Annotated in this window: 20 protein-coding genes and 1 tRNA gene; 13 read left to right on the top strand and 8 right to left on the bottom strand. The window is 63.5% G+C overall.

The window, feature by feature from the left end; all coding sequences use genetic code 11:
- Window positions 1-9 precede the first annotated feature (9 nt).
- Window positions 10-1,233 (top strand): hypothetical protein, encoded by a 1,224-nt coding sequence (locus tag AYX22_RS00425; protein WP_207595615.1) that lies wholly within the window; start codon window positions 10-12, stop codon window positions 1,231-1,233.
- A complete protein-coding gene (locus AYX22_RS00420) occupies window positions 1,230-2,963 on the top strand; it encodes a prolyl oligopeptidase family serine peptidase (protein ID WP_207595614.1) in 1,734 nt (577 codons plus the stop codon). Before AYX22_RS00425 ends, AYX22_RS00420 begins: the two co-directional genes overlap by 4 nt.
- Here AYX22_RS00420 and AYX22_RS00415 read toward each other — a convergent pair.
- The 3 genes from AYX22_RS00415 to AYX22_RS00405 all read right to left on the bottom strand — a co-directional run bounded on the left by AYX22_RS00415 (window position 2,935) and on the right by AYX22_RS00405 (window position 6,834).
- Window positions 2,935-4,449, bottom strand: coding sequence for an APC family permease (locus tag AYX22_RS00415; protein ID WP_207595613.1), 1,515 nt, complete (start codon window positions 4,447-4,449; stop codon window positions 2,935-2,937). The genes AYX22_RS00420 and AYX22_RS00415 overlap by 29 nt on opposite strands.
- Before the next feature lie 23 nt (window positions 4,450-4,472).
- Entirely contained in the window at window positions 4,473-5,354 is an 882-nt protein-coding gene (locus tag AYX22_RS00410) for a universal stress protein (protein ID WP_207595612.1), read from the bottom strand.
- A gap of 103 nt (window positions 5,355-5,457) precedes the next feature.
- Entirely contained in the window at window positions 5,458-6,834 is a 1,377-nt protein-coding gene (locus AYX22_RS00405) for an NAD(P)/FAD-dependent oxidoreductase (RefSeq protein WP_242703655.1), read from the bottom strand.
- 106 nt (window positions 6,835-6,940) lie between these two features.
- Here AYX22_RS00405 and AYX22_RS00400 point away from each other — a divergent pair, with 106 nt between their 5' ends.
- Complete coding sequence (locus tag AYX22_RS00400) at window positions 6,941-7,648, top strand: TetR/AcrR family transcriptional regulator (protein WP_207595610.1); 708 nt, start codon at window positions 6,941-6,943, stop codon at window positions 7,646-7,648.
- A 27-nt stretch (window positions 7,649-7,675) separates the two neighbouring features.
- Here the strand turns inward: AYX22_RS00400 and AYX22_RS00395 are convergent, their stop codons facing one another.
- The 3 genes from AYX22_RS00395 to AYX22_RS00385 form a co-directional block, all read right to left on the bottom strand.
- Window positions 7,676-8,497, bottom strand: coding sequence for a hypothetical protein (locus AYX22_RS00395; protein ID WP_207595609.1), 822 nt, complete (start codon window positions 8,495-8,497; stop codon window positions 7,676-7,678).
- Entirely contained in the window at window positions 8,494-9,063 is a 570-nt protein-coding gene (locus AYX22_RS00390) for a sigma-70 family RNA polymerase sigma factor (protein ID WP_242703462.1), read from the bottom strand. The genes AYX22_RS00395 and AYX22_RS00390 overlap by 4 nt, the downstream gene beginning before the upstream one ends.
- Before the next feature lie 120 nt (window positions 9,064-9,183).
- Window positions 9,184-9,657, bottom strand: a complete 474-nt coding sequence (locus AYX22_RS00385; protein ID WP_207595608.1) for a hypothetical protein — start codon at window positions 9,655-9,657, stop codon at window positions 9,184-9,186.
- A gap of 145 nt (window positions 9,658-9,802) precedes the next feature.
- Here AYX22_RS00385 and AYX22_RS00380 point away from each other — a divergent pair, with 145 nt between their 5' ends.
- Together AYX22_RS00380 and AYX22_RS00375 are read left to right on the top strand one after the other, a co-directional pair.
- Complete coding sequence (locus AYX22_RS00380) at window positions 9,803-11,035, top strand: histidine kinase (protein ID WP_207595607.1); 1,233 nt, start codon at window positions 9,803-9,805, stop codon at window positions 11,033-11,035.
- The gene (locus AYX22_RS00375; protein WP_242703461.1) at window positions 11,032-11,658 is read left to right on the top strand and encodes a response regulator transcription factor; all 627 of its coding nucleotides are present in this window, start codon (window positions 11,032-11,034) and stop codon (window positions 11,656-11,658) included. Before AYX22_RS00380 ends, AYX22_RS00375 begins: the two co-directional genes overlap by 4 nt.
- Before the next feature lie 36 nt (window positions 11,659-11,694).
- Here AYX22_RS00375 and AYX22_RS00370 read toward each other — a convergent pair whose 3' ends face one another.
- Window positions 11,695-11,979, bottom strand: coding sequence for a hypothetical protein (locus AYX22_RS00370; protein WP_207595606.1), 285 nt, complete (start codon window positions 11,977-11,979; stop codon window positions 11,695-11,697).
- A gap of 69 nt (window positions 11,980-12,048) precedes the next feature.
- Here AYX22_RS00370 and AYX22_RS00365 point away from each other — a divergent pair, with 69 nt between their 5' ends.
- Entirely contained in the window at window positions 12,049-13,176 is a 1,128-nt protein-coding gene (locus AYX22_RS00365; protein WP_090822204.1) for a mandelate racemase/muconate lactonizing enzyme family protein, read from the top strand.
- A 10-nt stretch (window positions 13,177-13,186) separates the two neighbouring features.
- Window positions 13,187-13,885 carry a FadR/GntR family transcriptional regulator gene (locus AYX22_RS00360; RefSeq protein WP_207595605.1) on the top strand — a complete coding sequence of 233 codons (699 nt, stop codon included), beginning with the start codon at window positions 13,187-13,189 and terminating at the stop codon, window positions 13,883-13,885.
- A gap of 138 nt (window positions 13,886-14,023) precedes the next feature.
- Here the strand turns inward: AYX22_RS00360 and AYX22_RS00355 are convergent.
- Window positions 14,024-14,106: transfer RNA gene (locus tag AYX22_RS00355), tRNA-Leu, on the bottom strand.
- Between the two features lie 370 nt (window positions 14,107-14,476).
- Here AYX22_RS00355 and AYX22_RS00350 point away from each other — a divergent pair.
- The 6 genes from AYX22_RS00350 to AYX22_RS00325 are packed head-to-tail and all read left to right on the top strand — an operon-like array spanning window position 14,477 to window position 22,128.
- Window positions 14,477-15,226 carry a DUF3662 and FHA domain-containing protein gene (locus tag AYX22_RS00350; protein WP_207595604.1) on the top strand — a complete coding sequence of 250 codons (750 nt, stop codon included), beginning with the start codon at window positions 14,477-14,479 and terminating at the stop codon, window positions 15,224-15,226.
- Window positions 15,227-15,231: 5 nt separating this feature from the next.
- Complete coding sequence (locus tag AYX22_RS00345) at window positions 15,232-15,711, top strand: FHA domain-containing protein (RefSeq protein ID WP_172322000.1); 480 nt, start codon at window positions 15,232-15,234, stop codon at window positions 15,709-15,711.
- Window positions 15,712-15,714: 3 nt separating this feature from the next.
- Entirely contained in the window at window positions 15,715-17,409 is a 1,695-nt protein-coding gene (locus tag AYX22_RS00340) for a PP2C family serine/threonine-protein phosphatase (protein WP_207595603.1), read from the top strand.
- Entirely contained in the window at window positions 17,406-18,833 is a 1,428-nt protein-coding gene (locus AYX22_RS00335) for an FtsW/RodA/SpoVE family cell cycle protein (RefSeq protein ID WP_089593071.1), read from the top strand. The genes AYX22_RS00340 and AYX22_RS00335 overlap by 4 nt, the downstream gene beginning before the upstream one ends.
- Entirely contained in the window at window positions 18,830-20,287 is a 1,458-nt protein-coding gene (locus AYX22_RS00330) for a penicillin-binding protein 2 (RefSeq protein WP_207595602.1), read from the top strand. The genes AYX22_RS00335 and AYX22_RS00330 overlap by 4 nt, the downstream gene beginning before the upstream one ends.
- Window positions 20,284-22,128, top strand: coding sequence for a protein kinase (locus AYX22_RS00325; RefSeq protein ID WP_207595601.1), 1,845 nt, complete (start codon window positions 20,284-20,286; stop codon window positions 22,126-22,128). The genes AYX22_RS00330 and AYX22_RS00325 overlap by 4 nt, the downstream gene beginning before the upstream one ends.
- Window positions 22,129-22,132: the final 4 nt, after the last annotated feature.

Genomic DNA, 22,132 nt, shown 5'->3' with positions numbered 1-22,132 from the left:
GGAGAGCCAATGAACTCCGAAGTTTTGGTGGTCGCCGACCAAAAAGCAGGCAACGTACAGTTCCTGAATCCGGTCACCGGGGCAGTCCAGCGCCGCCTGGACTCCGTGGTCCTGGCGGAGCACGCCGGGTTCCTGCCGTTGGGAGGCGGACGATGCGCGTTCATCGACGACGCCGGAGGTGCCCTGGTCATCGCCGATGCCTTCACCAACACCCCGCTCCGCACCATTCCGGTGGCCATCCCGGGTGAGCACCTGGCCTGCGACCCCTCGGGCCGCTTCATTGCCGTCACCACCGGGCTTGGTGTCTCCTGGGAACCTTGGAGCGATCTCCTCACGGTTGTGGACCTGGAGTCCGACGGCGGACCAACCTCACGCCGCATCCGCACCAGGGCGGGGGAGCCTGGCGTCGTGGTGGGCGAAACGCCAGAGGGGCCTGCCGCCGTCGTGCGTCACCGCGAACCCGGCGGCATCGAATCCTTCAGCGTGGAGCGGATCCTGGCCGAAGGAGTGCACTGCCCGCCCATGCAAGGGCTGCGGGCTGAGGCCTCCCCCGACGGCCACGGCGACGCCTTCGATCCCGTCACGGGCACCATGTTCGTGGCCACGGGCCAGGGCCTGGAACGCTTCGACATCCGCAAGCCGCAGCCGGAGGCCCTCCAGGCCATCGCGTGGGATGCTCCCGGCCGCGCCTACTTCCTGCGCTTCTGCCCGGGGCGGCGTGTCCTGGTGGCCGTCCTTCGCCACGGTGGCGGGGAGCCCAGAGACTGGGCCCAATGGGGCAACACTTTGTGGGTGCACAACCTGGATACCGGGCTGACGCAGACCACACCACTGGGCCAGGGGTTGGTCTTCCGTTTCGCGCTGACTGCCAACGGCATCGCGACCGCCCGCGTCCATCCGGAGGGCGACGAGCTTTCGGTGCACCACCTTGGACCGCTGGAGGCAGGCCCACCGGCGCTGCGGGGCACGTGGGATCTCCCCCACATGGACGGCGCCCCACGGCCCGGCAATGAACCCTGGGACAACGCCGAACGACGCGCCATTGCCGCCTCACCGTCCTCGGAACTCGTCGCCGTGACGCGCGGTGGACATGGCGAACTGCACGTAGTGGACACATCAGCGGCCGGTAGCCCCCTGCGCACCATCACCCTGGGCAGCCCCCTGCACGACGGCGGCCACCTCGCTTGGGTATCTGCTGTGGACGCAGCGCCGGGCGACACGGTGGGACGGTGAATACCCTCGAGGAGGCCGTTCCTGGCAGAGGACTTCGGCCGCATTTCCGTTCCCTCCTGGAACGCTGGGACTCCACACCCCGCCAAGGGCTCCCCCAGTTCGCCGGCGGACAGGCTGCCTTTCTTTGGCGCGGGCCGGGCGAAGCGTTTGCGTCCTTGCACTTGGCAGCCGAGGCCGGGCTACGGGATGCCTGGAATGTTCGCCGGGCCCACCCGGGTGTGGCTGCACCGCCCGGCGTCCGGCTCCCCACGGCACCGGGCACCATTGTCCGCGGATTCACCATCTCCCCTGACGGAACGCGTATCGCGGCCTTGCTGAGCACCTCCGCCAGCGAACTAGCGGAAACCTGGATCCTCGCTGCCGGGACGCAGCCGGTCCACATCCCGGGCGCGACGGCTTGGTACGCTGCGCCGGTTTGGGAGCCAGACGGTGGCGGGATCTGGGTCTTGACCGGCAAGCCGCCCTGCCAGCAGATCATGCATTGCCCGCTCGACGCCGGTCACCCCCAGGAGCTCCCGTTTCCAACGGATCTTGGCAGCACCACGGGCAGCCGGCTCTCGCTGACGCGCGCCAGGGGGAATCTCAGACTGGCGGCGAAGAACCCGGGGACCGGAACAAGAGAGTGGGAGTTGGAGTCAGGGGCCTGGCATCCCACCGCCGCGCCCGCCGGCGGGATCCGCGTGGAACTGGCCTCCGACCACCACGGCACCACAGTCACACTGGATAGCCGCCCCGTGTACCGTTTATCCCCAGCCGAATACGTCTCATCCTTCGCCATCCAACCCCATGCCGATGGCACTGACCTCTGGCTCCAGACGGCCTCCCCGGAACGTCCATCGGGGGTTTTCTGTGTGGATGAACCGGTGCGCTCGAACGAAAGTTCCAGAGACCCCAGCGGCAACATACTCCATCAGAGGGTCACAGCGGTGGCGAGTGACGGCGTCGGCATCCCCCTGGTCATCTCCGCACGGGCTTCAGACCTTGGGCCGGACGGCCTCCCGGCGCGGCCACTGCCCCTGATTCTCACGTGCTACGGCGGTTTTGGCGTGACACACAGGACCGAGGCCGAACCCAGCGTGCCGGCGTGGCTGGAGAGCGGCGGGGTGTACGTGGCTGCGCAACTACGTGGGGGCGGGGAAATGGGCCGGGACTGGCATGAGGCGGGCCGGGGTCCACGGAAGATGCGGACCATCCAGGACCTCATCGACGTGGCCGGATTCCTTACATCGGCCGGTTGGACGACACCCGGGCAGACCGTGCCGTTCGGGGCCTCGCATGGTGGCTTGGTGGTCACGGCAGCAGCGCTCCTGTCCCCTGCCTCATTCGGCGGAGTGGTGGCCGTGGCTCCGTTGCTGGACACCGTGGACCTTCACCGCCATGGCTTGGGAAAGCAATGGCTGCACGAGTTTGGCGCCGACGGGGAGTGCTCTGACCATGATCGGGCGGCCTACTCCCCGGTTCATGTGGTGGGCGGACTTGGCTCCGCCGCCGCGCTTCCGCCCCTCCTGTGCTGCCTCCTGGGGCGTGACGAACGCGTGGACAACAGAGCCGCCGTGGAGGTTGTTACCGGAATCCGCGAACGCGGGGGCCGGGCCTGGCTGCTCCACGAGGACCGTGGTGGTCACGGCCAGCGTGCAGCGCCGGACGTACTGGACTTCTCCGCTGCCGTGCTCGCCTTCGCGGCGTCCATTTCCCGCGAGGCTACGCCCGGGTCAGAACCTTGCCCTTGAAGAACTCTGGCCGCACCCTGTACATCACCAGCATGATCACGACGCCCAGCAGGATCACGCCCATTCCCAGGACGAACACCAACCCCACGCCGCCCACAGAGGAGCCTGAACCATACTCCGGGTCCATTGAGTCCATGGCCGTCTTGACGAACATGACCAACAGGATCACGCCTCCCAGCAAGGGCGCCAGGAACCTGAAGAAGAACGAACGCGCACCGCGGAATGCCTCGGCCCGGAAGAACCAAACGCAGGCCAGTGCTGTGATGCCGTAGTAGAAGCAGATCATCATGCCCAGAGCTGTGATGGTGTCCCACAGCGCATTCTCGGACACGGTGCGGGTGATCACGTAGAAACCGGCGGCGGCGATCGCAGCGGCGATGGTCGCGAAGCTGGGCGACTTGAACGTGGGGCTGATCTTGCCGAACTTCGGCGAGATGGCGCGGTAGTGGCCCATCGCCAGCATGGTTCGGGCCGGGGAAACGAACGTTGACTGCAAAGATGCCGCTGAGCTGCTCAGAATGGCCAGCGACATCAGAATCGCAAAGGGACCCATCACTGGACCGGCAAGCACGGCGAAGATGCTGGACTGGTTTTCCGGGTTTCCGGCACCCAATCCGGTCTCGCCGACGCCGGCGAAGGACAAGGTAGCCAGTGCAACGGTCATATAGATGATCACGATGACCAGCACCGTGATGGTCGCGGCGCGGCCTGGGGTTTTCTCCGGATTCCTGGTTTCCTCGTTCATGGTGAGGGTGACGTCCCAGCCCCAGTAAATGAAGATCGAGAGCGATACACCTGCGGCGAATTGTGAGAACGAGTCCACGGCGAACGGGTTGAACCAGTCAGGTGAAACTGCGGTGGCATCGAAAGCCGTGCCGTTTGCCACGTGGGCAAATGCGGAGACTGCGAACCAGCCCAGGACCAGCAATTGGAAGGCCACCAGCACGTACTGGACGCCCTTGGTGGTCTCCATGCCGCGGTACGAAATCCAGCAAGCCAAGGCGATGAACACCAGCGTGGTGGCGATGTTCAGCGGAAGGATCTTGCTGAGCTCACCGAGTTCCGGGTTGCTGAAGATCTGGGCAAGCATCAAGTAGAAGAAGTCCACCGCCACAGCCGCCAGGTTGGAGAGGACAATGATCGTGGCCGCGATCAGCCCCCAGCCACCCATCCAACCGATCCACGGACCGAAGGCGCGCGTCGCCCACGTGAAGGAGGTACCGGCGTCGGGCATTGCGTTGTTCAGTTCGCGGTAGCCCAGCGCCACCAGCAACATGGGGATGAAGCCCACCAGGAAGATGGCGGGCAGGTGCACACCGACCTCGGACACGGTGGGGCCGAGGGCCGCGGTGAGCGTATAGGCGGGTGCGATACAGGAAACGCCGATCACGACGGCGCCGATGAGGCCCACCGATCCGGCCTTCAGCCCTTTTTCACTCAGGGCTGGCGATTCTTTCGACTGGACCGTCTTTGGTGCAGTTGACATGGGTTTTGCCTCTCAGGCGATTGCTAGGCGCTATGGCGCGTGTAGTCGCGGGGAACCACGATCATGGGTACAGGGAGGGCACGCAGGATCCGGTTTGCGGTGCTGCCCAGGAAAGTGGCCCGCTGCTGGGCCAGGCGGCTGGAACCGATCAGCAGGATTTCGCCGTCTTCCCAGTCGAGTCGGTCAACGGCTTCTTCGATGGTGCGCCCTTGGGCTACGACGATCTCCGGCTCTTCTGTTACGGATCCCGCTCCGCCGCTCGCGTCTGCGGAGCTTCCGACGGCGGCAAGCCGGTCGGCCGCATGCACCCAGGCGGCGTCGGCCAACCCAGGCGAGTTACCGCCGTCGAGCGCCAACAGGGAGACGAGCCGCAGTGGAAGGCCACGGTCCCGCGCAGACTCCACTGCGACGTCGAGCAGTTCGTCAGCACCCGGCCGGGTTCCGAAACCGCAGCTCAAGCGCGTGATCGGCTCGGTGCGGTGATAGCCGTGAGGTGCCAAAGCCACCGGCACGGGCGACGAATGGAGCAGCGAACCCGCCACAGAGCCGATGGTGAAGCGCTTGAAGAGGCCGCTGTTGGTGGCGCCGATGACCAGTGCCGCAGCGTCGAATTCCACGGCGGCATCGATCAGCGCCTGGGCCTCGGAATCACCGCGCCGGATGTGGGCGCGGGCAGTGACGTCGTCCGGAACCAAGGCGAGGCCTTCATCGAGCCAGCGCTGTGCCTGCTCGTTGAGGATGTCGTCATAGCCGGTCTCAGGCGGGTAGACGGCGTTGAACGGGGAATCCTCAGGCACCACCAGGACCAGGTCAAGGCTGACATCGTGGTTCCGGGCCAGCGCGACGGCAAGGTGAACGGCGTCGTGCCCCCTCGCGTTGGCGGTGTAGCCCACTACGTAGCGCATGGTGGTCCTTCCTGTGGTGCTTAAACCGGTTACTGCTTAAACAGTGGAGCCGGCAGGCCGGGAATGGTGCTCCCCCGGCCTGCCGGTGCTCGTACGAAATGCCTTAGGCGACGGGCAGCGCGCTCAGCTTGTTGGCCTCAACAATGCGGGCGGCGGTTGCCTGGCCCATGCGGACGGCGCCGTCGACGTGCTGGTAACCCTCGGCCGCGAGGTCGGAGGAAGACCAGTAGATCGGTCCTACGTTGGCGTGCTGGTCCTTGCCGTAGCGGTGCAGGCCACCGAGGTCGTAGCTGGATGCGTAGGCGCCGCGGGTCCATTCTTCGGAGCCCCAGTCGGATTCGTAGTAGACCTCGGGCGTGAGGGCCTTATCGCCCAGGAAGCCGGCGATGGACTCAAGGATGGCCTTCTTGCGGTCCTCGGCGCTGAGTTCGAAGACGGCGTCGGCCTTTTCGTCGGATACGAAGCCCACCAAAGTGCCGCGGGTGTCGCCATGGTTGGTGTTGTCGTAGACCTCCTGGACCAGCGCGCCTGCGCTGAAGCCGGTGCCGGAGAGTCCTTCTTCGCGCCAGAACGGGGTGTCATACACGGCGTGGACCTTGATGACCAGGCCCAGGGACTGGTGCTGGTGCATCTGGTGCTGGCGGCGCGGCAGCGGGGGCTCGAACGAGACGCGGGAGTACAGGTTCGGCGGCACGGCCATGATCACGTACCGCGCGTTGACGGTTGCCTGCTCGGACACGACAGTCACGTTGTTGTCGTCCCACTTGATGGTTCGGACCGGGCTGTTGAGGACGACGTCGTCGCCCAACTCTGCTGCCTGCAGCAGCGAGACCTGCTGCATACCGCCGATGACGCGCTTGTCCAGGATGAAGTCCTCGTCCGTCAGGTGCGTGAACGAGCCGGCAGAGGCGGCCATGAGGACTGCCTGCAACGCGGAGAAGGCGTGGGCAGGCTTGGTGAGCATGCCGCCGGCGATGAAGAGGCCAATGTTGTTGCAGGCTTCTTCATCACTGGAGTTCTGGCGGAGCCAGTGGTGGAAGGAGATGGTGTCCAGCTCGCGTGCCTTGGGGTGTGCCCAGGGCTCGGTGGGGCCGATCTCGGCGGCGAGGCCGTCCAGGATGGCGACGAGCTTGTCCATCTCGGCCTTGGTGGTTTCGTTCACCGGGAAAGTGTCACCGGTGTACTGCGTGCGCTTGCCGTCTGCGCCGATGTAGACGGACTCGCCGTCGCGGTAGCGTGAGTACATTTTCAGTCCGAGCTCGTCCAGCAGCTCCATGAGCACCGTCTGGTCCGGGGAAACCCACTGGCCGCCGATTTCCAGCATGGCGCCGTCGATGGTGTCGGTCCAGGTGCGGCCGCCCACGCGGTCGCGTGCTTCGAGCACTGCGACGCTGAGTCCGGCCTTTTTCAATTCGCGTGCCGCCGTCAGCCCTGACGGTCCGGCACCGACGATCACAACGTCGCGATCAAGATTCTGCATGATGTCCTCTCCGTGGCCGTCCGTGGTGGCTGACCAATAAATGAATGCCATTCATTTATATCCATAGTAGCGTTGGAGTCGGCCGCTGTGAAGGCCCGATGGAATAATGCTGGGGACACAGGCAGCAGAAAGGCTTCCGATGCCCGCACCAACTCCCGCTCCTTCCGCGCTCCCCGCGCGCCGCCGCGCCGGTCGGCCGACCGCGGCAATCCTGGACCAGGACGGCATCACGACGGCGGCACTCGACTTGATCAGCAGCAAGGGTTATGACGGACTCACCATGGCGGCCCTCGCACGTTCCCTCGGTGTCGCGCCTTCTGCCCTGTACAACCACGTAGCCTCCAAGGATGACGTGTTGCTGCTGCTGGAGGACCACTTGGCGGCGATGGTGGATGTCTCAGCCTTTGGGGTGGAGCCGTGGGATGTTGCCGTGCGTCGTTGGGCGTGGTCCTACCGGGATGTGTTCTCGGAGCATACGCCGCTGATCCCCGTGATTGCAGTACTTCCGGTGGCCAATGCCCCGAAGACCCTGGCCATGTACGAGGCCGTGACCGCAGGCTTCCGGGACGCCGGGTTCCCTGAGGAGAAGATCATCTCCGCGATCGTTGCCTTGGAGGCGTTTGTGTTCGGGGCCGCTTACGACGTCACCGCGCCGGAGGACATTTTCGACGCCGGCAGCCTCGCCGAACAGGTCCCCAACTTCACGGCCGCCGTGGATCGGCTGGCCCTGGAACAGCATGCGCGTCCCACTGATGTTGCCTTCAGCTTGGGACTCGAGGCCCTGATTTCGGGTTTCGGGGCGCTGCGGGGGTAGGTTTTTCCTTTGTCTCAAGGGTTACCGTCAGAGGCTGAGGTAGCGGATTTCCGTCGTGTTGTCGGTGTACGTGACTTCGACAGGCACGTCTTCGCCGGAATTTGGCAGTTCCCCGCCCGGAAGCCAAAACGCGAACTGTCCTTTCGACACCGTGGCCGTAATCCTTTCGCCGGCCCTGCTGGTGTAACTCATGGCAGCAACGTCCGGCCCAACCTGCCCTGAAGCCATCGAGAGCGGATTGTTGGCAATGACCCCGGTTCCCAGCTGGGTGGTCCTGATACCCCTGCCGGTGGGCTCCTGTCCATTGCCGGGCTTTCCCACTGAACCGAAGGAGCCCTTCCTGAACCAGGGGGCCGTGGAGTCGGTGGTGCATGTGGCTTCGAAGCCGTTAGCCCCGCTGAGGACAACCGTGGTCCAAGCGCCGCGCCTCTCGGCGATGGCAACTTCTGCCGCATCCACATCGCCGGCGAACATGCCATCACCAGTACCTTTGCTGGACCTGACGCAGTCGGAGACAGCGCCGTCGCGCTCCGAACCTATCAGCGCGCCCGGCGCGGCGGTCCACGTGGCGTATGCCGGGTCGCCTCCGGACAATGCCGGCACGACGAGGAACCCTATTGTTGCGGCAAAAGCAAAGGTACCCAAAGCGAGGGTTCGACGACGACGGCGGCTTGGGCCCGACGTCGACGTTTTGTGGATCGCGGGTCTGGAGGCGGTGGCCGCAGAGATCCGATGGGACCTGAGAATCTGTTCCACGTCGTTCTGCGAACGGCCCGGGTTGGGAGCTCCACTCTGCCCGGCTGCGTCCATGGAGCGCAGCAGCGTGTCGATATTCCGGCTGTTTTTCATGGTGTCGTGGCCTTTACGGGAAATGTCGCCGGCGTCGGCGACTCATTCTGGGGGACGTGGTCAAGAAGCAGTCGCAGAGCCCGCCTTGCGCGGGTGAGCCGGAGCCTGAACGCGACCGGGGAGATGCCCACCACGTGCGCCGCCTGGGGTGCAGCCAGGTTCTCGAAGATTGCAAGCCCAAGGGCCTCTTGGTGGACTTCGGAGAGAAGGGCCCATGCTCTGCCTAAGTCAACGCGGCTGCTGACCAGGTCAGCATGGGAATCGACAGGGGATATGGCTGTCGCCTCAGCTAATCGGACGCCCAGGGCCTGCCGCCGCTGTTCTCCGCGGCGGGCATTCAGCATGAGATTCCGTGTGATGCCAAAGAGCCAGGCCCGGGCGTCCTCCTGGTGCTTCGGCGCTTCCGAAAACCGCCGCCACACGATAAGAAATGCCTCAGCCACGATGTCCTCGGCATTCGCCGCATCCGCGCGACGCTGAACAAACTTGAGCAGGTCAGCGTAGGCGGATTCGTACAGCGCCCGAAAGGCCTCTTCCCTGTCAGGGGCTCTTGATAGGTAGCTCATACCCAGTACCTGTCCGCCACGTAGCCAAGTGTGTTGCAGTCGCTCTGAATATTCCCGGAACTCGAAGGACACGCATAACGTCGCGGCCTGTTGCAGAAGGTATCCAGCGCCGTGAAAGCTCTAGCGGACCAGGGAAACGCCCAGAGTGGCCAGAATTCCGAACGCGGTCCCCCAGATAATGATTGAAATGATCTGCCAGAGGATGACGGCGTTCCTGGAGGCTCCGAAGGAGATCATGGCAACGGATGTGATCTGGCTGGGCAGAATTGTTGGGCCGATCAGGCTTACTCCTGCTACACCGAACTTATCGAAGGTGGCGCGCAATTTGGCGCGGCGCGGGGTGATTTCCTTGGTCGGCCTGTTTGCCGCCACTTTGGTGCGCACGCGGTGTGCGGCAAAGACAAAGATGAGCAATGAGATGACGTTTCCCACAACAGCCGCGGCTATGGCCACCGCGGGATTCAAACCGGTCAACACTCCCACCACAGCGCCGAAGTAGGAATCAACAAACGGGATGGCCGCTATCAGCACTACCCCGAGCCACTTCAACACGGGCGGTAGGGAGGACGTGAAATCTTGCAGGGACTCAATCATGGTGGCTGCTTTCATGGATGGAAAACGTTGACAGTCCCATCCTTCAGGGGCCAATCGGGGTCCATGTAGTGCCTTGCTGTCACTGTTTCACCTGCACTTTTTCAGATGAATCCATGACAAATGTCATTGCCCTACACTGGGCGTCATGCCAGCCGCCACGAACCTTGCAGCCACGAACCTTGAGGTTCCGCAGCCCACCGCACGCCCGGGTCGCAGCGTACGCACGACGTGGACGTACACCCTCGGTTCCATGGTGTTCATCCTCGTGGTTCTCGATTTCATGCTGGTCATTCTTGCCCTGGAAGCGTTCACCTCCCGCTCCGAAGGCGTTGCCGGGCTTCTCCTTCTTGCACTGTTCATCGTGGTGGCCGCCCAAATCCGGTACTGCTGGTTCCTGCGGGCAGGCCTGAACGGAGGACTTCCGAGCACTCCCTGGACGCTGGCGCTGCTTGTTTCTTCTGTCGCCGTTTGGGTGTTGGGCCTGTTCTCTACCAGCAATGCGCTCATGTGGAGCCTGCCGCTGTGGTTGGCTGCGTCCCTGGTGGCTTGCCTGCTTCCTTCCCGCCAGCGGCTGGTCGTACTGGGCGCTGGCCTCACAACGACGCTTTTGCATCCCACCATCTACTCGCTGCTGCATGGCCACGGCTACGGATTCCCGGAAGAGCCCGGCTTACGCATGCTTCTCAGCTATGCCGCATTGATGCCCGTGGTCTTGATCAGCAGCTTGTGGTGGTGGCGGATAGTTGTGGAGCTGGACAGGCACCGGCTCATGGCAGGGGAACTGGCCGTTGCCCAGGAGCGGCTGCGCTTTGCCGCGGACCTGCATGATATCCAGGGGCACCACCTCCAAGTCATTGCCCTGAAGTCCGAACTTGCGGAACGACTGCTCACTATCGATCTCGATGCTGCCCGCGGGCATATTCACGATGCGCGGCTCTCCGCGAAACAGGCGCTGGAGGAAACCCGCTCCCTGGTCTCCGGATACCGCGGAACAGTTCTCGAAAACGAACTCGAGAACGCACGCGAAGTACTTTCGGCCGCTGGAGCGCATTGCGAACTCACGATTGACCCGATTCCTGGAAACCCCGACGTTCATAAGGCGCTGGCCATGGCGGTTCGCGAAGCCACCACCAACATCCTTAGGCACAGCGATGCAACACTGGCTTCCATCACGCTGGTTGCTTCCGCGGATAGCTGCAACCTCACCATTCGCAACAACGGAGTAACAAGCGATTCGCTCGTCAACAAGTCACCCGGCAATGGCCTTAAGGGCCTTCGCGAACGGATTTCGGCACTGGGTGGTCAGGTCGAAACGATCTTGGACGCGGAGCGCTTTGAACTTCAGGCATCGGTCCCCTCCCAAGGAATTGCTTCGTGAACGATCTTGATGACCTGCAGCGCATTCGCTTGCTGATAGCCGACGACGAACATCTCATCCGCGGCGCCTTGGAGGCTCTTTTGGGGCTGGAGCCTGACATCGAGGTGGTTGCCAGCGCCGACAACGGTGTCACCGCCGCGGAGTTGGCACTGGAGTTTCAGCCGGACATCTGCCTCTTGGATTTGGAAATGCCCAGGATGGACGGAGTCGAGGCAGCAACCCGCATCCTGGCAACCGTCACAACACGTGTCATCATCGTCACTCGCCACGCCCGCCCCGGGGTGTTGCGCCGGGCCTTGGCCTCGAAGGTTTCGGGTTTCGTTCCCAAATCCACACCCGCTGAAGACCTGGCCCACGTCATCCGGGGCGTGGCCGGCGGCAAACGGTATATCGACCCTGAAATTGCAGCTACGGCCCTGGCCGCCGAGCGCTGCCCCCTCACCGACCGCGAACTTGATGTATTGAGGTACAGCAGGTCAACGTCCAGCGTGACGCAGGTTGCCGGGCAACTGCGACTCGCCCCCGGAACCGTGCGCAATTACCTGTCCTCGGCAATGATGAAACTCGGGGCCGTTTCGCGGCACGAAGCGGCCGAGAAAGCCTGGCAACAGGGCTGGATCTGATGACCCCGCACCCGGTCGAGCCCGCCTGAACGTTCATCATTCCAACACCACTGCCCGGCCCACCTTCAGCCACCCTTCAGCACCCTCTGTTTCGGAAGCGCTCACAAACCACATCTTGCGCGGGATCACCGTCCCGGAACTCGTGGTGTACGCCTCCACGACCAAGGCGGGCTTGCCGCCGTCGTCGACTATTTCAGCGGCTGCGGAAGCGCCGTCCGAGAAGGTGACCACCAACTGCGCCCCTGATCCGTGAACTTTGACAACAGCCCCGGGAAACAAGTGAGTATGCGAAGCCTCAGCCGTCGCCACAAAGATCCCCACCCTTGTAGTATAAGTTTACAACTTGTATCCTAAGTGGCAGGCAAGGATGCCGCACCCACTAGGAGAACCATGAGTACCGTAGATCTCATTCGCCACGTCAAGCTGTCCACGGCTCGTTTGCCCCTCACCGTACCGATCAGCGACGCGAAAGTCTTCACCGGCAGGCAGAAGCCCATGACCGAAGTAGTGTTCCTGTTCGCCGAGATCACCACGGAGCAGGGCCACAGCGGCATCGGCTTCAGCTACTCCAAGCGTGCAGGCGGACCCGCACAGTACGCCCACGCCAAGGAAGTCGCCGAAGGCATCATCGGCGAGGACCCGAACGACATCGGCAAGATCTACACCAAGCTCCTCTGGGCCGGCGCATCGGTGGGTCGCTCGGGCGTGGCAACGCAGGCACTTGCCGCGATCGACATCGCACTCTATGACCTCAAAGCCAAGCGCGCCGGACTCCCTCTGGCCAAACTGCTCGGCTCCTACCGCGACTCCGTCCAGACCTACAACACCTCAGGCGGCTTCCTCAACGCCACACTGGACGAGGTCAAGGAACGCGCCACCCGGTCAATCGATGAGGGCATCGGCGGCATCAAGATCAAGGTCGGACTGCCTGATTCCAAAGAAGACCTGCGTCGCGTGGCCGGAGTCCGCGAGCACATCGGCTGGGACGTCCCGCTTATGGTGGACGCCAACCAGCAGTGGGACCGTGCCACGGCGCTGCGCATGGGCCGCCAGTTGGAGGAATTCAACCTCATCTGGATCGAAGAACCGCTGGATGCCTACGACTTTGAGGGCCACGCACACTTGGCCCAGGTCCTGGATACGCCCATTGCAACGGGCGAGATGCTCGCATCCGTTGCTGAACACAAGGGCCTCATCAACGCCAACAGCTGCGACATCATCCAGCCCGACGCCCCCCGCGTCGGCGGCATCACCCAATTCCTGCGCCTCGCCGCCCTCGCGGATGAACGCGGACTCGGCCTGGCACCGCACTTCGCCATGGAGATCCACCTGCACCTGGCCGCCGCGTACCCACGCGAGCCGTGGGTGGAGCACTTCGACTGGCTCGACCCCCTGTTCGAGGAACGCCTGGAGACCAAAAACGGCCGCATGATCGTCCCGGACCGCCCCGGTTTGGGAGTCACGCTCAGCGATCAGGCCCGCGCGTGGACCACGGAATCAGTGGAGTTCGGCGCGTAATCTTGAACTCATGAGCCGAAACCTGACCGCGGATCTCGCCGCCGACCTCCGCAACCGCATCGTCGACGGCGCCATCCAACCAGGTGAGAAGCTCCCCAGCGAAAACACCCTCATCAGCGAGTTCGGGGTGAGCCGGACGGTCGTCCGCTCGGCCCTGACCCGACTGCAAGCCGAGGGATTGGTGGAAACCGAACGCGGGCGCGGCAGCTTCGCGCTGACCCCGCCCGCGGAAGGTCCAGCAGCAGCGCCAGGAACACGCTCGGTATCCAGCATGGAAGACCGGCTGCACATGCTCGATTTCAGGATCGGCGTCGAGACCGAAGCTGCCGCATTGGCAGCGAAAAACCACACCGAACACCAACTCAAGGCCGTGCACGGCGCCTTGGAACAGTTCACCGCGAGTTCAGGCCACCCGGCGCACTCCATGAAAGCGGATTTCGAGTTCCACCGCGCCGTGGCTGCAGCTACAGGCAACCCCTTTTATACGGATTGCATCTCCGCCCTGGGCCAAACCATGATCACCATGCCCCGCCCGCGCCTCGTCGCCAGCGAAGACCAGGACTCCCCCGAACGCTTCGCCCAGGTCGTCCACGAGCACTCCTCTATATACGCAGCAATCGCAGAGGGTGATCAAGTGGCTGCCGCGGCAGCCATGCGCCTGCACCTGAGCAACTCACGACGCCGGTTCACGGGTTCTGCGCGCAGCTGACGGTTCCGCGCACCTCACCCAACTAGGTAACAGCAACTGCTCCTACGAAGCGCCAACAGAACGTTATCTGTCACCCAGTTGGGATCCCCTGGAAAACAAAAGAGCCCCGGTCCTAAGACCGGGGCTCTTTCAATTGCGTGCGCGAGGGGGGATTTGAACCCCCACACCCTTTCGGATACTGGCACCTGAAGCCAGCGCGTCTGCCGTTCCGCCACTCGCGCGCAACTTCTTTTTCCAGATTCAGCGGGTTTCCCAGCTTCGTTTCCTTCAAAAGCAGCGAGATAAAGCATAACGGACATTCCCGGCAAAACACCAATCGGGAGATGGCACCCCCTCCGCGAGACCCCGGAGCCCGGAAAATTCCCGTCCCAGCGGCGGAACTCCACGGAAATTTCATGGGCCGCCTCCCGCACCAGCGAGGGCCGGGAGCGAACTTTTCCGGGTCGCAAGGCGTTGTGGATTAAGGCCATTCCCAGTCAGTCCCAGTAGTATCGGGAAGTGGAAGGGCCGTCAGGCGCGTACTTCGCCGTGTGCGCAGACGGACTATCGGACCAGGCACAACGGGTGCCGCGGCAAGGAAAGGAGAAGGACATGGGTTTGCTGGACAAAGTCGAGCGCGGCATTGAAAAAGCCGTTCGCAACGTCTTCTCCACAGGGTCGCGGGCACGTGTTGAGCCGGTGGAGATTGCGAGCAAGTTGAGGCGCGAGTTGGACAACAAGTCCATCACCATCGCTGCCGGCCGCACCCTCGCTCCCAATGTCTTCGATGTCCTGCTCAGTGACGAAGATTTTGCCAGGGCCCAGGAATGGGGAACTCCCTTGGCAGAGGAACTCTGCGACGTCGTCATCCAGCACGTCCGCAGCCAGGGCTACACGCTCCAAGGCGCAGTCAGGATTTCGTTCCGCCGCAATGACGAAGAACGTGCCGGGCACTTTGAGATCACTTCCCGGACCGAGAAATCCTCCGATGACGCCGCACCCGCCCCCCAGGCCCCACGGGCCAACGTTCCGGCCGCACCGGCCCGGCGTCCCACCCGTCTCCAGCCAGTTCTGGACATTGGTGGCCAGCGGTACTCCCTCAATGCCCAGTCCGTGGTGCTGGGACGCTCCTCGGAGGCCGACATCCTGGTGGATGACACCGGCGTCTCCCGGAAACACCTTGAGGTCCGCACACAGAACGGCAGCACGTGGGCCGTTGACCTTGGCTCCACCAACGGCAGCTACGTCAACGGGCATAAGGTAAACGGCAGCGTGGAACTTACAGACGGCTCAACCATCACGATGGGACGTACCAAGATCATTTTCCGCCTTCTCCCCCAAACCCCGGGTGGCAACGCGTGAACGACATCAGCGAACTGACCATCACAGCGCTTCGCTTCGGGTTCCTCCTGCTGCTGTGGGTCTTGATCTTCAGCATTGTCTCCACCATGCGCCGCGACTTCCAGATCGGCCGTAAAGCCGTCACCGGAGTTCCCACAGCCCGCGAAGTCCGCAAGCATCCGGAACTGGCTGCTTCCCCGCCGCCAGCCATCCAGCATGCCCGCAATCTGGTGGTGACAGAGGGTCCACTCAAGGGCACCACTGTCCCCTTGGCCGCCAGCCCCATTCTTTTGGGCCGCGCGCAGGAAGCCACCCTGGTCCTGGAAGACGACTACGCTTCGGGCCGGCACGCACGCTTGTTCCCGCAAGGCAGCCGCTGGTTCATTGAGGACCTCGGCTCCACCAACGGCACCTACTTGGCCGATCAACAGCTCACCCGTGCATTGCCGGTTGAGCTTGGCGTCCCCGTGAGAATCGGCAAGACGGTCATTGAATTGAGGCCGTAGTCCATGGCCTCCCCCGAGACCACCGAAGGCAAGGAAAAGCCCGCGGAGCGCCCGCTCATCATGCGCTACGCGGCGCGTTCCGACGTCGGACGGATCCGCTCCAAGAATGACGACTCCGCGTACGTGGGCCGCCATCTTGCAGTCGTGGCCGACGGTATGGGTGGTCACGCCGGCGGCGATGTTGCCTCGGCGTCAACGGTGCTGGACATGATCCACCTCGATCATGACGACTATCCTGACGGCGCAGAGACTGTCCTCGCGGATGAGATCCAGACGGCCAATTCGCTGCTTTCGGAGCTTGTTCACCAGAATCCCAAGCTTTCCGGCATGGGAACTACTGTGACTGCCCTCCTCCTGGAAGACCGCAAGCTCCACTTCGCGCACATTGGTGACTCCCGCGCATATCGGCTGCGTAACAAGAAGTTTGAGCAAATCAGCATCGACCACACGTTCGTGCAGCGGCTCATTGACGAGGGACGCCTGCGTCCCGAAGAAGCCGAAACCCATCCCCACAAGAACGTCCTGATGCGCGTCCTTGGCGACGTCGATGCCAGCCCGGAACTGGACCTGGACGTCCTCGACGTCGAACCCGGCGAACGCTGGCTGCTCTGCTCCGATGGCCTCAACTACGTGGCCGGGCACGTGGTGGAGCGCATGGTTCGTGAGACCAAGGACCTTCGCGAATGCGCTGAGATCCTGGTTGATCTCACGCTGGAAGCCGGCGCCCCGGACAACGTCACCGTAGTGATGTTGGAGATCGTGGAAGAGACCGACGACGACGTCAACACGGCCGCCGTCGACGTCGTTCCGGCTGCGGCGCTTGCCGCGGTGGACGAGCCCGGGGCGGTCACCGCCTCCAAGCCCTCTGTGGGTCCTTCCGCCACCAAGTCGGCCGAGGACACGCAGGCCGAGCCCAAGGAGAAGGCCGCGAGGGAGGCCGAAGCTGGATCGTCATTCAGTGCCACCGACCCCAGCGCCACAGACGACGAATCCGACGAGGCGTCCACATCCTCGGATGAGTCCAAAGAACCTCCCATCACCACGGATCCGCACCTGGGCGAGCACCTGTCCGCTGAGGTCCTGCGCGAAGAATTGGCCAGCCGCCCCCATGAGCTGGTCGGCGCTGCGGCAACAGCTGCGGAGACCGGCTCCATCCCTACTGTGGCAGGCCGGACGGTTGCCCGCAGGGCTGCCACCGTCCTCACCCACAAGGCCGAACAGGATCGACTGGACGTCGAGGAACCTGCACGGCGCCGCGTCCGCTGGTTGATGCCCGCCGTCGCAGCGGTTGTTGTAGTGGGAGTCGTAGTTGGCCTATGGCTTGGCTACGCGTGGACCCAAACCCGTTATTACGTGGGCGAATACGATCAGCGCGTCGCTATCTTCAATGGCATCTCGCAGCGACTCGGCCCCATCCAGCTCTCCCGGCTCGAAGCCGTAACCGATATCAAGGTGGATTCATTGCCGGAATACGGTCAGCAGAGCGTACGCCAGACGGTTCCCGCAGGTGACCTCGACGACGCACAGGCCATTGTGGAGAACCTGAAGAACACCGGCAGCGCCTCAGCCAACTGCCCCACCACTGCTCCGGCGACAGCGACAGCCACGCCGTCGCCCACCAGTACCGTGCCCGTACCGAGTACTGCAGCCGTTGCTACACCTTCGCCCGTCCCGACTCCCTGTGAGGCGGCCAAGTGATACAGACTGAAACTGCTCCCAAACCACGCCGGAACGTTGAACTTGTCCTCATCGTGCTGGCCCTTGCCGTGGGCGTAGGCGCGAGTGCCTTGGTGAGCATCAATTCCGACGTCGGCCTGGACCGGGACTTCTGGTTCCAGTCGAGCTTGCTGGCTGTGGCGGCTTTTGCCTTCCACATGGTCCTCAGGCTCCGCGCGAAGTATGCCGATCCGGTAATACTTCCCATTGTCGTGGCCTTGAACGGTCTGGGGCTTGCCCTGATCCACCGCATGGACGGTCCAGGTGACGATACGGGCAACAACCAGCTCCGCTGGACCCTGATTGCCATGGCAGTATCCATCGCCGTGATCTGGTTCCTCAAGGACCACCGGATTTTGCGCCGCTTCACGTACATCTCACTGGCAGCCAGTGCGTTCCTGCTGATCCTCCCCTTGATACCGGGCATTTCCGCCGGTGAAATCCTCGGTGCCCGAGTCTGGATCCGAGTGGGACCCATGACGTTCCAACCAGGTGAGATCGCCAAGATCACGCTGGCCATATTCTTTGCCGGGTACCTTTCCTCCAACCGGGATCTCATCCTCCTGGCCGGCCGGAAGATCGGCCCCATGCAGTTCCCGCGGTTCAAGGACCTCGGGCCCATGATCACCGCCTGGTTGGTCAGTATCGGGGTCCTGGTCTTCCAGCGTGACCTCGGTTCCTCCATCCTCTTCTTCGGCCTGTTCATCGTGATGATTTACGTGGCCACCAGCCGTATCTCCTGGGTTGTCATTGGCCTGCTGCTGATCCTTGGCGGCGGATTCATTGCCTCGCAGATCTTCTCGCACGTGGCTTTCCGCATCGACAGCTGGATCAACGCCTTCACCCCGGAGGTCTTCGGCAGGTCGCCCGGTGGCAGTGGGCAGATTGTGCAGGGCTTGTTCGGCATGGCCGACGGCGGGCTGGTTGGTACGGGCCTTGGCCAAGGCCGCCCGGACCTGGTTCCGTTCGCCAACAGCGACATGATCGTGGCCCTCATCGGCGAGGAACTTGGCCTGATCGGCCTCTTCGCCGTCGTCATGCTGTACCTGCTGCTCTTCACGCGCGGCTTCCGCGCCGCCCTCGGTACCCGCGATGCCTTCGGGAAACTCCTGGCGTGCGGCCTGTCCTTCGCGATCGCCCTGCAGTGCTTCGTCGTCATCGGCGGTGTCACCCGGCTCATTCCGTTGACGGGCCTGACCACACCCTTCCTGGCAGCCGGTGGTTCCTCGCTCTTGGCCAACTGGATCATCGTCGGCTTGCTGCTCATGATCTCCAACACGGCCCGCGGGCCGGTGGACACCACTCCCATGGTGGGCAAACCCCCTGCCAGCAGCAGCGCGCCCGCACGTAAACCCACCACAGGACAGACACCCAGCGCACCAACAGAGGCGGTGAAGCACCAATGAACCAGGCTATTCGCAGCTCCTGGATGGCCGCCGTCGCCATGTTCGCGTTGATCTTCGGCGCCATCAGCTATGTCCAGGTGATTGGCGCTGACGACCTCAACGCCAATCCCTGGAACCAGCGCGCCATCCTCGCCTCGTTCTGCAACGACCGCGGCGCCATCATCGTCGGCGGCAAGCCAGTGGCTGAGTCTGTTGCCGGCACAGAGTCCTGCGCGTTCCAGCGCAAGTACAACCAGCCTGAGCTCTACGCCGGCATTACCGGTTACTTCTCCAAGGGCTTCGGTTCAACCGGCTTGGAACTCTCCATGGAGGACACCCTCGCCGGCAACTCGGACCAGCTCTTCCTGGACCGCATCAGCCAGATGTTCCTGGGCAACGAGCCGAAGGGTGCATCGGTAGAACTGACCCTGGATCCTGAAATCCAAAAGTTGGCCTATGACCTCATACCCGATGGCCAGCGTGGATCCATCGTGGTCACCAACCCGAGGACCGGTGCCGTTCTGGCCATGGTGTCCAAACCGTCCTACGACCCCAATCTGATTGCAACCCATGACACGGCCGCCGCAGAAGCGAGCTACGCAGAGCTGAACCAGGTCCCGGGCATCAACCTGAACCAAAACGTCAGCGGCCCCACGGGCAACCTGCTCTCGCCGGGTTCGGTCTTCAAGCTCATCGACACAGCTGCTGCTCTGAACTCAGGCAAGTACAACAAGGACAGCGAGCTGCCGAACCCCAGCAGCCTGCCGTTGCCCGGTTCCAGTGCCAGCCTGCCCAACTACGCCGGTGGCAACTGCAACGTCCGGGAGACGGCGTCGTTCGCCTTTGCCCTGGAGCAGTCCTGCAATACTCCGTTTGCCAGCATTGCGCTGGACCTGGGCCAGGATGCCATCCGCGAACAGGCACAGAAGTTTGGCTTCGGCGAGACCTTCGGCGATCAGCTCAAGCTCCAGCAGGCGCCCAGTATTTTCCCCGAGGACCTCGACCAGGCCCAGCTCGCACAGTCCTCCGTGGGCCAGCGCGACGTCAAGGCCACCCCGCTGCAGATCAACATGATGACGGCCGCGATCGCCAATGGCGGTGTGCAGATGAAGCCGAACCTGATCAAGACGGTCCGAGCTCCTGACCTCCGGGTCATCAGCGAACTCAGGCCCGAGGCGCTCCGTACCAGCACCACCCAGCCCATCGCGGCCCAAATCACCGAGTGGATGACCAGTGCCGTGGACAACGGCATCGCCAAGGGAGCAGCCGTGTCCGGGGTCAAGGTAGCCGGCAAAACCGGTACTGCGGAGCTCGGCGATTCAGGTTTGAACAACTCATGGTTTACCGGGTTCGCCCCGGCTAACGACCCGCAAGTAGCCGTCACCATAGTCATGGAGGGTGTGGATGTGCTCAGCGGTGCCCAGCTAACCAGTCCGAACGCAAAGAAGATTTTTGAGGCGGTGTTGAATAAGTGAGGCCTACTTCGGGAATCACACTCGGCGGCAGGTTCCAACTGACCAGTCGTATTGCGATTGGCGGCATGGGCGAGGTCTGGAAGGCCAAGGACCAGATCCTTGGCCGGATCGTTGCCATCAAGGTGCTCAAAGAGGAATACACGGGTGACCCCGGGTTCCTCCAGAGGTTCCGTGCCGAGGCACGGCACACCGCCCTCCTCAACCACGTAGGCATCGCCAACGTCTTTGATTACGGCGAAGAAGCCGGCTCGGCCTATTTGGTCATGGAGCTCGTTCCGGGTCATCCCTTGAGCGGAATCCTCGAGCGGGAGCAGGTGCTGTCTCCGGACATGACGCTCTCCATCATCGCGCAGACAGCCCGCGCCCTTGCCGTGGCACACGCGCAGGGCCTGGTCCACCGCGACATCAAGCCCGGCAACCTGCTGATCACGCCGGACAACCGCGTCAAGGTCACCGACTTCGGCATTGCCCGTTTGGCGGACCAGGTTCCGCTGACACAGACCGGCCAGGTCATGGGCACCGCCCAGTATTTGGCTCCTGAGCAGGCAACCGGCCAGACCGCCACGGGTTCCTCGGACATCTACTCACTGGGTGTCATCGGATACGAGTGCCTCACCGGCCACCGTCCGTTCTCCGGCGAATCGCAGATCGCCATTGCCCTGGCGCAGGTCAACGATGCGCCGCCGCCCCTGCCGGAGACCTTGCCGACACCCGTCCGCGCCCTCCTGATGTCCATGCTGGCCAAGGATCCCAAGAACCGTCCTGCCAACGCGATCAAGCTGGCCGAAGCCGCCGAGGCCATCCGCAACGGCGACATCGCCACGGCCCACGCCGCCGTACCCGGCATGCTGCTGTTCGAATCCACTACCGGACCCATCACAGCGCCTGTGGACACCGCGACGGCCCCCACCGGCGTCGTCACCTCGCCTTACGGAAAAGAGCAGTCGTCGACGGCGACCTCCGCACTTCCGGTGCTGGGCGCCGGTGCAGCCGGAGCTGCTGTGGGAGCGGCCGCGGCCTCGTCCGACAATCCGCTGTCACGCGCCAACGCCCTGGAGGCAGAGCGTCAGCTGAACGACGACGAGGAAGTCGTCTACACCGATGACGAGAACTTCGACGATGCCGAGCCGGAACGCAAGAAGCGCAGCCCCTGGACTTGGCCGATGGTTGCCTTGATCCTGCTGGTGCTGTTCGCGCTGGTCGGTTTCCTGATCACTCAGTCCGGGTTCTTCTCGCCGACCCCCAGCCCGAGCCAGTCCACCACTGCCAGCACCAGCCGGTCGGCGAGCCCGACGTCGACCTCGGCTACGCCAACAGCGACGACACCTCCTCCTACGTCCGAGGCACCCTCGCCGACGCAGTCAACGCCGCAGAAGATCAACGTGATCCCCGAGCAGTATCTGGGTCAGCCCTTCCAAACCGTCAGCGCGGAACTCCGCAATCTGGGCCTCGGCGTCGACGGTGTGGAGGTCTTCAACCCGGCTGCTCCAGGGACCGTGGTGGACATCAACCCCACAGGGCCTGTTGATCCGGGACAAACCATCACGGTTCAGTACTCCAAGGGACCTGAAGCGGTCGCCGTCCCCACCATCAGCGTGGGAGCCAGCGAGTCACAGGTTCGCGCGGCCATTGAGGGCGCCGGACTGCGGTGGGTAGCCGGGGATCCGGTGAACGGAGCCGTAGGCCAACAGGCCGGTACGTTCGTAAGGTCTTCGCCGGCGGCTGGAGCTGAGGTTCCCGCAGGTTCTACAGTGACCTACTTCCTGTCCAAGGCCGTTGTACCCACCAACCCCGGTTCCTCAAGCGCCAGCCCCAGCGGCACTGGCAGCCCGAGCAACTAACTGA

This window comes from Arthrobacter sp. D5-1, assembly GCF_017357425.1.
Taxonomy (GTDB): Bacteria; Actinomycetota; Actinomycetes; order Actinomycetales; family Micrococcaceae; genus Arthrobacter.
Note: the sequence above shows the minus strand (reverse complement) of the source record. Positions and strands in the feature narration are given on the sequence as shown.